The 12,146-nt window shown below is 59.6% G+C and carries 10 protein-coding genes; 8 read left to right on the top strand and 2 right to left on the bottom strand.

Features of this window, described 5'->3' with window-relative positions:
• The first annotated feature begins 15 nt into the window (after nucleotides 1-15).
• From WD429_RS15905 to WD429_RS15880, 6 genes are all read left to right on the top strand, one after another.
• Nucleotides 16-789 carry an ABC transporter ATP-binding protein gene (locus WD429_RS15905; RefSeq protein ID WP_368423166.1) on the top strand — a complete coding sequence of 258 codons (774 nt, stop codon included), beginning with the start codon at nucleotides 16-18 and terminating at the stop codon, nucleotides 787-789.
• Nucleotides 779-1,711 carry an ABC transporter substrate-binding protein gene (locus WD429_RS15900; protein WP_368423165.1) on the top strand — a complete coding sequence of 311 codons (933 nt, stop codon included), beginning with the start codon at nucleotides 779-781 and terminating at the stop codon, nucleotides 1,709-1,711. Before WD429_RS15905 ends, WD429_RS15900 begins: the two co-directional genes overlap by 11 nt.
• Entirely contained in the window at nucleotides 1,701-3,731 is a 2,031-nt protein-coding gene (gene fhuB, locus WD429_RS15895) for a Fe(3+)-hydroxamate ABC transporter permease FhuB (RefSeq protein WP_368423164.1), read from the top strand. Before WD429_RS15900 ends, fhuB begins: the two co-directional genes overlap by 11 nt.
• On the top strand, nucleotides 3,718-4,533 hold the full coding sequence (locus WD429_RS15890) for a (2Fe-2S)-binding protein (RefSeq protein ID WP_368423163.1): 816 nt from the start codon (nucleotides 3,718-3,720) through the stop codon (nucleotides 4,531-4,533). The genes fhuB and WD429_RS15890 overlap by 14 nt, the downstream gene beginning before the upstream one ends.
• A gap of 261 nt (nucleotides 4,534-4,794) precedes the next feature.
• Nucleotides 4,795-6,939 (top strand): TonB-dependent siderophore receptor, encoded by a 2,145-nt coding sequence (locus WD429_RS15885; protein WP_368423162.1) that lies wholly within the window; start codon nucleotides 4,795-4,797, stop codon nucleotides 6,937-6,939.
• Nucleotides 6,940-7,025: 86 nt separating this feature from the next.
• Nucleotides 7,026-8,156, top strand: a complete 1,131-nt coding sequence (locus tag WD429_RS15880) for a PQQ-dependent sugar dehydrogenase (RefSeq protein ID WP_368423161.1) — start codon at nucleotides 7,026-7,028, stop codon at nucleotides 8,154-8,156.
• Between the two features lie 33 nt (nucleotides 8,157-8,189).
• Here WD429_RS15880 and WD429_RS15875 read toward each other — a convergent pair whose 3' ends face one another.
• The gene (locus tag WD429_RS15875) at nucleotides 8,190-8,603 is read right to left on the bottom strand and encodes a GFA family protein (protein WP_368423160.1); all 414 of its coding nucleotides are present in this window, start codon (nucleotides 8,601-8,603) and stop codon (nucleotides 8,190-8,192) included.
• Between the two features lie 120 nt (nucleotides 8,604-8,723).
• Between WD429_RS15875 and dkgB the strand changes: the two genes are divergently transcribed.
• Nucleotides 8,724-9,533: a 2,5-didehydrogluconate reductase DkgB gene (gene dkgB / locus WD429_RS15870; RefSeq protein ID WP_368423159.1), complete on the top strand. Its 810-nt coding sequence runs from the start codon at nucleotides 8,724-8,726 to the stop codon at nucleotides 9,531-9,533.
• Between the two features lie 5 nt (nucleotides 9,534-9,538).
• Here dkgB and WD429_RS15865 read toward each other — a convergent pair whose 3' ends face one another.
• The gene (locus WD429_RS15865) at nucleotides 9,539-10,309 is read right to left on the bottom strand and encodes a glutathione S-transferase N-terminal domain-containing protein (protein WP_368423158.1); all 771 of its coding nucleotides are present in this window, start codon (nucleotides 10,307-10,309) and stop codon (nucleotides 9,539-9,541) included.
• A 309-nt stretch (nucleotides 10,310-10,618) separates the two neighbouring features.
• On the opposite strand from WD429_RS15865, the gene dacB reads away from it, so the two are divergent.
• Nucleotides 10,619-12,136 carry a D-alanyl-D-alanine carboxypeptidase/D-alanyl-D-alanine-endopeptidase gene (gene dacB, locus WD429_RS15860; protein ID WP_368423157.1) on the top strand — a complete coding sequence of 506 codons (1,518 nt, stop codon included), beginning with the start codon at nucleotides 10,619-10,621 and terminating at the stop codon, nucleotides 12,134-12,136.
• Nucleotides 12,137-12,146: the final 10 nt, after the last annotated feature.

Raw genomic sequence — 12,146 nt, 5'->3', positions numbered from 1 at the left:
ATCAGGGGAGCCTGTATGTCTGCGTTCTTCAAAGTATCCAATCTGGGCGTAACCATCGCTGACGCCGCCATTCTTCGCGACATTGATCTCGAATTTCGCGAAGGCGAGGTGACCGCCCTGCTCGGACACAACGGCTCCGGCAAGTCGACTTTGCTGAAGATTCTCGCCCGCCAGATGTCGCCGTCGCACGGGGAGGTCAGCGTTCTGGATTCGTCCTTCGCGAGTACCGGTGCCCGCGAATTTGCGCGCACGGTGGGCTACTTGCCCCAGCACCCCCCGGGAACCGACGGGCTGACGGTAAGGGAACTCGTGGCGCTCGGCCGTTATCCCTGGCGCGGGCCGTTGGGGCGCTATAATGAGGAAGACTACCGCCTGATCGATCAGGCCATCGCCGATACCGGGCTCAACGCCTTCCAGCACCGGTCCGTGGATACGCTGTCGGGCGGTGAGCGTCAGCGCGCCTGGATTGCCATGCTGCTGGCTCAGCAAACCCGCTGCCTGTTACTCGACGAACCCATCTCTGCACTGGATGTAAAACATCAGGTCGAAACCCTGCGACTGGTCCATCGCCTGGCCGAAGAGCGGGAATTGACGGTCGTCGTGGTATTGCACGACGTGGACCTCGCGGCCCGTTTCTGCGATCGCCTGGTCGCCCTGAAAACCGGCGCACTGGTGGCCGACGGCAGCCCCCGGGAGATCATGGACTCCGGCATTCTGGAATCCATTTATGGGGTCCCCATGGGGGTTATGGAACGGGCACCCGGGCAGTGGGTCTCCTATGTTCACTGACCAAAAACTGGCGGTGCTGATGGCCACGGTGCTTCTGAGCCTCTCACCCGTACTCGCCAGCGCCGCCAGCTGGCAGCACGAATACGGCACCCTCACGCTCGACGACACGCCGAAACGGGTGGTCACGCTGAACTGGGCCGCGACCGAGGCCCTGTTACTTCTTGGCGTGACGCCCGTGGGCGTGGCTGACCGGGATGGCTATTCGGTCTGGGTCAAGGAGCCAGAACTGCCGGAGGGCGTGCACGATGTCGGTACCCGGGTGGCACCCAGCCTGGAGGCCATTGCCGAATTAAAACCGGACCTGATCGTCACCAGTTCCGAAATGGCACCGGCGGGCCGGCTGCTGGAGCGAATCGCCCCCACTTACGTGATCAGTATTTACCGGGAAGGCAGCCAGCCGCAGAAAAAATCGCAGGAAATGCTACTGACCCTGGGGGAAATGCTCGACCAGGAAGATCGGGCGAACGACGTTATAGCCGACATAGAAGGCACCCTCAAGACCCAGCGCCGACGGCTGGAGCAAGCGGGCATGACCGACAGGCCCATCGCGCTGGTGAACTTCCTGGACGACCGACATGTGCGGATATACGCGCCCAATGGCCTTTACCAAACGGTCCTTGACCGCCTGGGGCTCACCAACGCCTGGTCCCGTTCTGGTAATTTCTGGGGCTTTTCCGTGGTCGGGCTTGAGGCAATTGCACCCAAAGAGGACAGCCGGGTTGTGGTGATTTCACCGCTTCCGCCCGGGCTCAAAGACAACCTCGCCAGCAGCCCGTTCTGGACCTATCTGCCGCCTGTGGAACAGGAACGGATTTACCAGGTAGACACCACCTGGCCATTTGGCGGCCTGTTTCAGATCAAGCGACTGGCCATCCAGTTAACTGACAGCCTGCTGGAAGGCGGAGCAGCCAATGTACGCTGACACATCCCCCCTGCCGGCGGCACGCCCGCCCCTTCCCATTTCCCTGCCAATTGCAGCGATTGTCCTCTGGCTGGGCGCGCTGATCGCCAGTGCCTCACCCTGGCTGGACCAATTGGACCCGGCGGCCCTGCTCTGGGCATTCTGGACCTTCGATCCTGACCAATACGCCTCGGTACTGGCGCATTACAGCTGGGCCCCCCGGGTGTCTATTGCGGTCCTGATTGGTTGCGGGCTGGGCCTGGCAGGTGCCGTTACCCAACAGGTGCTTGGTAATCCGCTGGCGTCCCCGACAACGCTGGGCGTCGAGGCTGGCGGTCAGTTCGGGGTCACACTAGCCACCCTGTTCGCCCCCGGCCTGCTGGCATTCAGCCCGGACCTGGCGGCAATCGGAGGTGGGTTGCTCGCCATCGGGCTGGTGATCGCGCTGACCTGGCGGCTGGGTTTTTCACCGGTGACGGTCATACTTGCTGGCCTGGTCATTACCTTTTTCCTCGGTGCCATGAACATGGCGTTCCTGCTTCTGAAAGGTGAATGGCTTGGCAATCTGTTTATCTGGGGGGCCGGCTCACTGGTCCAGAGCAACTGGGGCCCGTTCATGGATCTCTGGCCACGGGTGTTGGTGCTGTCAGTGCTGATGCTGTTGCTGATGCGCCCCCTGCAACTGCTGCAACTGGGGCAGGCCTCTGCCGGCGCACTGGGTGCGCGGGTGGGCCTGATTCGCATGTTGGCGCTGTTTCTGGTGGTGTTGATGAGCACCATGGTGGTTGCCCGGGTTGGCGTGGTCGCGTTCATCGGGCTGGCAGCGCCCGTGCTGGCCCGACTCCTGGGCGCTCGCACCCTGGGCAGCCGGCTGCTTTGGAGCACGCTGATGGGCGGTGGTCTATTGTTGCTGGCGGATACCCTGGCACACTGGGCCTCCACTTGGGGCGACGGCTCGCTGGTACCAACCGGTACCACCACGGCACTGATTGGTGGGCCGGTGATTCTGCTGGCGCTGCAGGGCTTCAGAAATACTCACCACATGCCCGGCCAGGAATCCACCCCGGCCGGTTTTCTCCCAAAACGGCGCTCGCCTGTTATGGTCAGTGGCGTTGTTCTGGCCCTGTTACTGCTCACCATCGTGATCTCCATGGGCTGGTCTCCGGGGCTGGACGGCTGGAACTGGACCGCCATCAGCCAGTGGCATGAAGCCTGGGTCTGGCGCGGCCCAAGGTTACTTGCCGCAACACTTGCCGGGATTGCCCTGGGTCTGGCCGGCACACTGATTCAACGCATGACGGGCAATCCCATGGGCAGCCCGGAAATGCTGGGAATCAGCGGCGGCGCTGCGCTGGTGATGGTGTTGATGGTGTTAACGGGTGTTGAAGTCGGGCGTGTCGGCCAGATTGGCGCGGCAACCGCGGGCGCCGCTGCCGCACTTGGCCTGCTGATCCTGCTGGCACGAAAGCACAGCTTTGCCGGCAATCAGTTACTGCTGGGCGGCCTCGCCCTCTATGTGTTCATGGACGCGGGCCTGCGCCTGGTGATGGCATCCGGTGGCACAGTGGCATCGCAATTACTGAACTGGATGTACGGCTCCACCTGGCTGATTTCAGAAAACGAAGCCCTGGGCCTGATGGCCTTTATCACGCTGGTTTGCAGCATACTGTGCCTGGTGGTGCGCCCACTGACCCTGCTCCCCCTGGGCGACACGTCGGCGTCATCCCTGGGCCTGCCGGTTGCCAAAGCACGCTTGTTGCTGTTGCTGGTCGCGGCGGTGCTGACTGCGGCGGCAACGGTGGTTATCGGGCCGTTGAGCTTTGTCGGGCTGATCGCGCCACACCTGGCCCGGGTGCTGGGACAGCAAACGGTCGGTCGGCAGATGATCGTGGCCGCCCTGGTCGGCGGCCTGCTGCTTGCGGTGGCAGATTACCTGTCTCGTATTGTGGTCTTCCCGGGGCAACTGCCCGCCGGGCTTCTCGCGGCGCTGGTTGGCGGTGTCTATTTCCTGTGGGGGTTGAGCCGTCATGGCCGGGCCTGATTCAAGCACCCCGTCCTGGCCAGAGCAATATCGCCGATTGCTGGCGGCATCCGGCCTCGACCAGAGCACAGAACTGACCGGTGCCCTGCAGCCTCAGGACACCAACCGAACCGCCCTGTTCTCCCTGGCTCAAGGCCTGGAGAACCCTGACCTGTTCCGTGAGCAGGTTCAAGCCGATTACCCTCAGGCAACGACCGCCCAGGCCGTAACTGCGCGGCTTTCAGTGCTCCAACAGGATCTCGCGCTGAGTGTTATTGCGCCTTTGACGCTCCGGCTTTTCCTGAATGGTAGGGCCAGCCTGCCAGACCCCAACCGAATATTTCTTGGACACGTACCCCCGGGAAGCGACAACCTGTCACGCTGGTTTTTCGCAACAACGGCGGAGCCCGTAGCCGTAGCCGAGTTCGTCGATGGCGTGGCAAAGCTGGCGAATCATTGGTACACGGTGTTCAGGCGCGCTCTCGGAGTCAGCCCTGGGGCTTACTGGAGCAGTATCGGCCTGGGTCTTGGAGCACCTTTTTCAGTGATCTGGGACCGAGGGGAGCCGATGGCGACCTGTCAGTTGGCGCAAGCGTGGCTGAAACAGTTTGAATGCGATGCCAACCGGTTCATCGACTGGATACCGGCGGAGTTCAACGGGCAGTTCGGTGGCCAGTCCTGCGCCGTTCCCCAGCGCAAAGGCTGCTGCCTGAAGTACCTTTTACCAAACGGTGACTACTGCGGGACCTGCGGTATTTATCGCAAAGAACGTATGGCAGCGGTCACTGTCCACCAGATACAGCCCCCACAACAAGAAGGCTGACCAGCACCAGAATGACCAGCCCGGAACCGGCTGCCAGCTTCAATCCCTCTATTGCCTCTTTTTCAGGTGTCATCAGATGCCCCTCCTTATTTTCAACCATTCCCTGCGGGTATCTCAGTACTAACTTACACGACAAAATTGCAAATGTTAATTGTTATCATTAATATTGCCTAGCGATTAATGACCCGCAACTTTCAGACCGGCCGGCTCGCTTCCTAACGTGCCAGAAAGGCCGAAAATCAGACAAAAGGTAAGCAGTCCATGCCGTCAGCCATACCTCGCCCATCACGCCAGTTACGCTCATTCACCACCTCTGCCTGGCTCGCCTCGGGCCTACTGTTAACGCCGCTTTTTTCTCCTTTGGTACACGCCGAGACCTCAACTCTCGACGCCATTGAAGTCACCGGCGACCGGGTCGAAAACCCGCGGGCCCCGGTGGATGGATATCGCGCAAACTCTGCTCTGAGCGCCACCAAAACCTCCACACCCATTGCCGAAACCCCGCAAGCCATCTCCGTGGTCACCAGAGACCAGATGGAAGACCAGGGTGTAACCAACGTTCAGGAAGCGCTTCGGTATTCCGCAGGCGTGGGTGCGGAGCAGTATGGTGTCGACAGCCGGGGTGACTGGCAATCCATTCGCGGTGGTGACCCGGTGATTTTTCTGGACGGTCTGCAGAAAGGATTTGGGTTTTATAACCGACCCCGCACCGAGCCTTACACACTTGAACGGATCGAAATTGTTCGAGGCCCGTCTTCGGTCATGTACGGCCAGGGCAACGTGGGTGGCGTTATCAACCTGGCGTCAAAGCGACCGCTCGAAGAACAACAAACCGAGCTGAACCTGCAGGTTGGCAGCCATGCTCGAAAACAGGCCGCCATTGACACCACCGGCCCGCTCAATGCCGACGGCACCCTGCTCTACCGACTGGTAGCGGTCGGTCGCGACAGCGATACACAGGTCAAGCAGGTGGAAGATAATCGCGTGGTCATTGCGCCATCTATCACCTGGCGTCCGAGTGACCGCACCGACTGGACCGTCATGGCCCTGCACCAGAAAGATCGTGGCGGCTCCACGACCCAATTCCTGCCGCACGCAGGCACCATCAAACCCGCGCCCAACGGCTTACCTGACATCCCTATTGATGTCTTCATGAGCGAGCCCGATTTCGACGCCTACGATACCGAAGAGAACGCAGTGACGTCGCTGTTCAGTCACCGTATTAACGATGTCTGGACCCTTCGCCAGAACCTGCGGTATTCCGAGAGCGAGGTGACTTATCAGTCGATCTATACGGCATTCCCGCCCACGCTTCAGAACGACGGCACCGTTCCCCGGGTAGCCTATGCGAACGAGCCGAACCTGACATCGCTGACCGTGGACAACCAGGCGGAGGCGGTGTTCGGCACGAATGACTTTACCCACACGGTGATTGCCGGCGTTGACTATCAGCGCGCGGAAAGCGACGGCCGTACCGCATTTCTAACGGATATCGGTGACCTGAATGTCTACAACCCGGTGTACGGCAACTACACCCGCATTACTGACGCGGATTACAGCGACATTCCCGAGAACGTCGTGCGTCAGACCGGGGTCTACCTGCAGGACCAGATGACCATCAACGACCGCTGGATCGCCGTTCTCGGTCTGCGATATGACAACGCTCGCAACAAAACCGAGGGCGGTGAAAGTTTTGAAGATCATGAAATCACCACCCGTGCGGGCCTGATGTACAAAACCAGCTTTGGATTGTCTCCCTACATCAGCTACGCGGAATCGTTCCAGCCGATCAATGCGCTCAATGCCTCCAATCAGCCCTTCAAGCCGCTCGAAGGCGAGCAGGTCGAACTGGGGGCCAAGTACGAGCTCCCCGGGTCAGGCAGTTTCTTCACCGCAACGGTGTATGACCTGACGGAAAAGAACCGCCGGGCTCCTGACCCACTGAACCCCAACAACCAGATTCAGAACGGCAAAACCGAAGCCCGCGGGGCCGAACTCGAGGCGTACATTGATGTGAACCCGGGCTGGGACCTTATTGCCAGCTATGCCTACACCGACACGGAAGTGAAAGAGGGCACCAACGAAGGCGCGCATCTGCCCAGCATTCCCAAACACACCGCCTCGGCCTGGAGCCAGCATGACTTCAGCATCGCCGGCATCCCCGGCTTCCGGGCGGGCGCTGGCGTAAGGTACGTTGGCAGTAGCTGGGACGGCGCAGACGAACTCAAGACTCCGGCGGTCACCCTGTTCGATGCGATGGTTGGCTACGGCCGTGGCAACTGGGACCTGAGCCTGAACGTCAATAACATTGAAGACGAGACCTACTTCAGCACCTGCCTTGCCCGGGGTGACTGTTTCGTGGGCACCAAACGCACCGTGACCGGCTCGGTCAATTACAAATTCTGATACCTTCAGTCCCGCCCTTCGTATCGGGTGCTAGACTGCATTCATAATGGATGCTCCGGCAAGCCCATGCGAAGGGAGACTGATTGATGAACCGCACTGGCCAAATCGCAACCGCACTGCTCCTGACTGGCGTTACCACCTTCAGCCACAGCGCCACAGAAACGTTCGACACGGACAAAGCCACTTTCCGCCTGAAAATGGTGGCGGAGGGCCTGGCGCATCCCTGGGCGCTCGCCTTCATGCCAGATGGCTCCCAGTTGGTGACCGAGCGAAATGGCTCACTGCGCAGAATCCGCAATGGACAGCTACAGGAAGACCCCATTAAGGGCCTGCCTGAACTGGTGGTGTCCGGCCAGGGCGGCCTGCTGGACATCATCCTTCATCCTGATTTCGAGCAGAACCAGACCCTCTTTCTAAGCTATGCCCATAAGATCAGCCGCGAAGGGCTGACCACCCGCGTCGCCAGGGCCACCCTGAACGGTGATCAGCTCGAGGAGGTTGACGTTATCTTTGAGGCCATGCCCCGCGGAGACACCGGGCGACACTTCGCTGGTCGCATGGCATTTGACGGAGATGGCCACCTCTACGTCGCCGTCGGTGATCGCGGAGAAATGGACCGGGCGCAGCAAACCGATGACGATGCTGGCGGCGTTCACCGCATCACCACCAAGGGTGAGCCTGCGCCCGGCAATCCGTTCCTGGACGATTCCGCAGTCAACAATACGTTCTTCACTTATGGCAATCGCAACATTCAGGGCATGACCACTCACCCCGAAACCGGTGAAATCTGGAGCCACGAACACGGCCCCCGGGGCGGCGACGAGATCAACATCATTCGCGCAGGCAATAATTATGGCTGGCCGAAGGTGACGTACGGCATCGATTACTCGGGGGCCACCATTTCTGACAAAACCACCCTGGATGGCATCACCGCCCCCCTGCACTACTGGGACCCGTCGATCGCGCCGTCCGGCATGGCGTTCTACACCGGCGAGGCGTTTCCGGACTGGCAGGGCGATCTGTTTGTCGGAGCACTCAAAATGCAGAAACTGGTGCGCCTGAGCATTGAGGATGAGAAAGTGGTGGAAGAGGAAGACCTGCTGGAGGATCTCGGTGAGCGTATCCGCGATCTGCGCATGGGACCCGATGGCGCACTGTGGCTGCTGACCGACGACTCGTCTGACGGAAAGGTCTATCGATTGGTACCGGCCCAGTAACCTGATTGCGGTGTAGCGGCCGGCCCGCATGGGTCAGTGGGGGTCGTTGGTCCGGTCGGTCTTGTCGAACTGGGGAATATCATCGGTGATTTGAAACCAGTCCGACTTCGAGCCCACGAAAACATGTTGTGCCGGCCCCTTGCCCAGGGGCTCGTTGATGACCCCAACGCGCAAACGGAGAATGCCGGGGATGGCATCCAGGCGGCTGTATAAATGGCTGCCGCAACGGCCACAGAATGCCCGATATTTGCCCGGGCGGGATTCGAATTCCCGCACCTGATCTTCGCCACTGAGGAAGCGCAAGCGAAGTTTCTGAACCGGCGCACTGGCAGAAAAAGCACTGCCATGAGCCCGACGGCACTGGCTGCAATGGCACAGGGCTACCGGCCCCAGAGGGCCTTCGTATTCAAACGTGATGTCGCCGCATAGGCACTCGCCTGTCAGCATAATGAGCCCCTGGCTATCGCTCTGCAGTGGTTACAAGGCCGCCATGATACCGCCGGGCCACTTGAAGAACCAGCCTGCGGCCTCCACATTAAAAACATCGAATTCGCATAGGAGGACACCATGTCATTCAGCGTACTTCCCAGAATCGGTATGGGCACCTTTCGACTGAAAGGCGATGACGCCAGAGAGGCCGTCAAGAGCGCCCTATCTCTTGGGTACCGCCATATCGACACCGCCCAGATGTACGACAACGAGGCGGAAGTGGGCGATGGTATCGTGTCCAGCGGTATCCCTCGCCGCGAAATATTCCTGACCACCAAGATCTGGCACGATCAACTGCACGCCAGTGACCTGATCAACAGTCTCCATGACAGCCTGGCCCGCCTGAAAACCGACCATGTGGATCTTGCTTTGATCCACTGGCCATCTCCGGGAGACGACGTGCCCATGGCAGAATACCTTGGTGCGCTCAGGGATGCCCAGCGTGAAGGGCTGGCCGACCACATCGGCATTTCCAACTTCACCTGCGCGCAAATGGATCAGGCCAGGGACATTCTCGGAGATGCCACCATCTTTACCAATCAGGTTGAGGTGCACCCGTTCCTGAACAACCGCACGGTGGTGGAGTACGCACAGGCACTCGGCATCAAGGTTACCGGTTATATGCCACTGGCGGTGGGCAAGGTAATGGGGGATGACACCCTGAATCGCATCAGCAAACAGCACAACGCGTCACCGGCACAGATTGCCATCGCCTGGGTGGTCGCCAGAGGTGTTGTTCCCACTCCTTCATCGACTCGGCCGAACCACCAGAAGGCCAATCTCGATGCTCTGGAAATCAGACTCAGTAATGAGGAAATCGCCGCCATCGATGCGCTCGACCGGGGGGAGCGCATCGCCAACCCCGGGTTCGCGCCTCAGTGGGACTGAAGGGCTCAGCCCGCGTAAGTGGCGTGCAGATACCGCAGAATACGCGACGATTCAAAAAGCCCCTTACCGGTATTCGGGTCTTCCAGATACGGCACCTGAACCCGGTGGTAAGCCTGGAAGAACGCGTCCCGCTTGCCACCGGGAACAGGCTTGTAGGGGCCCGGCTTGATCCGCTGCTTTGCAGGGCCGATTTCCGTCCAGTGCTCTTTACCCAGGTTATGCAGTGTGTAGGAAATCTCCAGCTCACACAGCCGCTCCCTGACCAACCGTGAGAAGGGGCTACCTTCAAAGCTCCACAAGTGCAGGGGTTGCTCCGGCGTTTTCGCCGAGACCGCTCTCAGCCCTCGCAACCCACTGACGGCGGAGGCCACCGAACCAAGCGCTGGCTGGTAGCCTTTGGCTCGATAGAATTTCGGCACCGACCGGCCACCGTATTCCCGGAACAGGTATTCCACAATTGCTTCGGACTCGTACAGCACCGTGCCTGAGTTCTTGTCCACCAACAGGGGGAATTGCTGTTTGCCACCGACAGCCGCCGCCTCAAGCCGGAAACGTCGCCCGCCCTTCGGGCAGGGGCGAATCTCCGCGTCCAGGTTCAGGGCTGTCAGCGCCTCACGGACACGCCGGCAATAAGGGCAGGCTTCCATGTCATAGAGCACCAGCGGCTTGGCCGGCTGGGCGGCCTGTCTGACGACAAGGCACCCACGCCATGCTGATAACGAAGACGTCGCCACGGAACCAAAGACGTTTAGATTGTGAACCAACGGGTTGGGCATGGAAAAACCTTACTGAGGGTGAATGAAAGCGACCATTATCACGCAAATCCACATTTTTCCATTGGCTTACGAGCGGCTACGCCCCATGAACACAGCACCATCTGCGCCCAACTGGTTACAATTTATTCACTTAACTCACTGATTCCAAAGAGGCCTTACAACTGACGACAAAACTATCGTATAAACAATGACACTACTGGCATTTTTTAACGTCATGTAGAGCTTTTCCACATAGTACGTGTCGCCAATTTGGGCTATGGTTAATTGAGAACTCATCAGGGTACTGTCATGCGACCTTCGGCCAAATTTTTGCTCCGGAAATCAGTCTCTCGTTTTTCGCTGGCCGGTGCCTTAGCGCTGTCATTCGCCTGCGCCTCACTTTCCGCCGAAGAGAGTGGGCCAGAGTCCGCCAGCCTCAAAACCTGGAGCAATCAGGTCCGGGATTACGCCGCTCAGTCTCTGCACGATGACAACGCACTGAGCATGGCCGCCATTCCCATGAACGGTCCCGGCATCGACCAGTACATCAACGCCGATGTGCTAATGAGCCCCGGCTCCATCATGAAACTGGTCACCACCTACGCCGCCCTGGAAATCCTCGGGCCGACTTACCACTGGGACACGAATTTCTACACAGATGGGACGCTGTCGGGCAACACGCTTGACGGTAACCTCTACGTCAAATTCGGAGGTGATCCGAAGCTGACGATCGAGCGCTTGTGGAGCGCCCTGAGTGAGCTGCGCGGCATGGGCGTGACCACCATACAGGGCGATCTCATTCTTGATGGCAGCTTTTTCGACATTGCCGGTGGCCTGCCCGGTTTCGATGATAACGGCGATAACCCTTACGCACCATTCCTGGTGCAACCTTCTGCCTTCCTCACCAACCTGAACCTGCTTCATTTTCAGGTGCGTGCCGATGAACGCGGCACGCAGGCCTGGAGCGCCCCCGCCCTTGACGATGTCGTGATTGATAACCGGGTAACCGCCATTGCCCAAGGCCCTTGTCCTTCCCGTCGCGGCTTCACCTGGGAACCGGTTTTCCATGCCGATCAGCGGGTTACAGTCAGGGTAACCGGTGAGCTTCCCGAAGGATGTCGCACCACCGCTTACCTGTCGCTGCTGCCCCACGAACAATACTCGGCGTCTTTGATCCGCTCGTTGCTGGTGGACATGGGTATCGCGATTTCCGGAGAGAGCCTAACTGGCAATACGCCGGACGAGGCCCGGCTGATGGTGCGAATGAGTTCCCCCGACCTGGTCACCATGGTGCGGGATATCAACAAATGGAGCAGCAACGTCATGGCCCGCCAATTGTTGCTGACCATAGGCGCGGAAAACCACCTGGATGACGAAGGCGACGATCGGGCCGCTGGCATTCGTGTCATCTATGACTGGCTGGAAAACAAAGGCATAAACACCGCTGGTATGGTCATCGATAACGGTGCCGGCCTGACGCGGCACGGCCGAATCACTGCCCGGCAGGGCGCACAAATATTGCAGCGTGCCTGGAATAGCCCATTTTCATCGGATCTGATGGCTTCCATGCCGCTGATCGCCATGGATGGCACCATGGCGCGACGGCTGCGTAACGTCGGCATGGACGGCCTTGGACGCATCAAAACCGGCTATCTGGAACATGTCCGTTCTATCGCCGGTTTCACCCGCGACGAGAGTAATACGACTTGGGCCGTGGTCGGCATGGTCAATACTGACCCCGCCTGGAATGGGCAGGCGGTGCTTGATCGTATTCTTTATTCCCTGCACCACAAACCGCCCGTGGGCACCACTCTGTCAAAAGCCAAAGGCGATACCGACGTTCGCTAAAAACGGCAAC

It is taken from the genome of Marinobacter sp., assembly GCF_040904845.1.
GTDB lineage: Bacteria > Pseudomonadota > Gammaproteobacteria > Pseudomonadales > Oleiphilaceae > Marinobacter.
The sequence above is the reverse complement of the archived record's forward strand: the minus strand, read 5'-3'. Positions and strand labels throughout refer to the sequence as shown.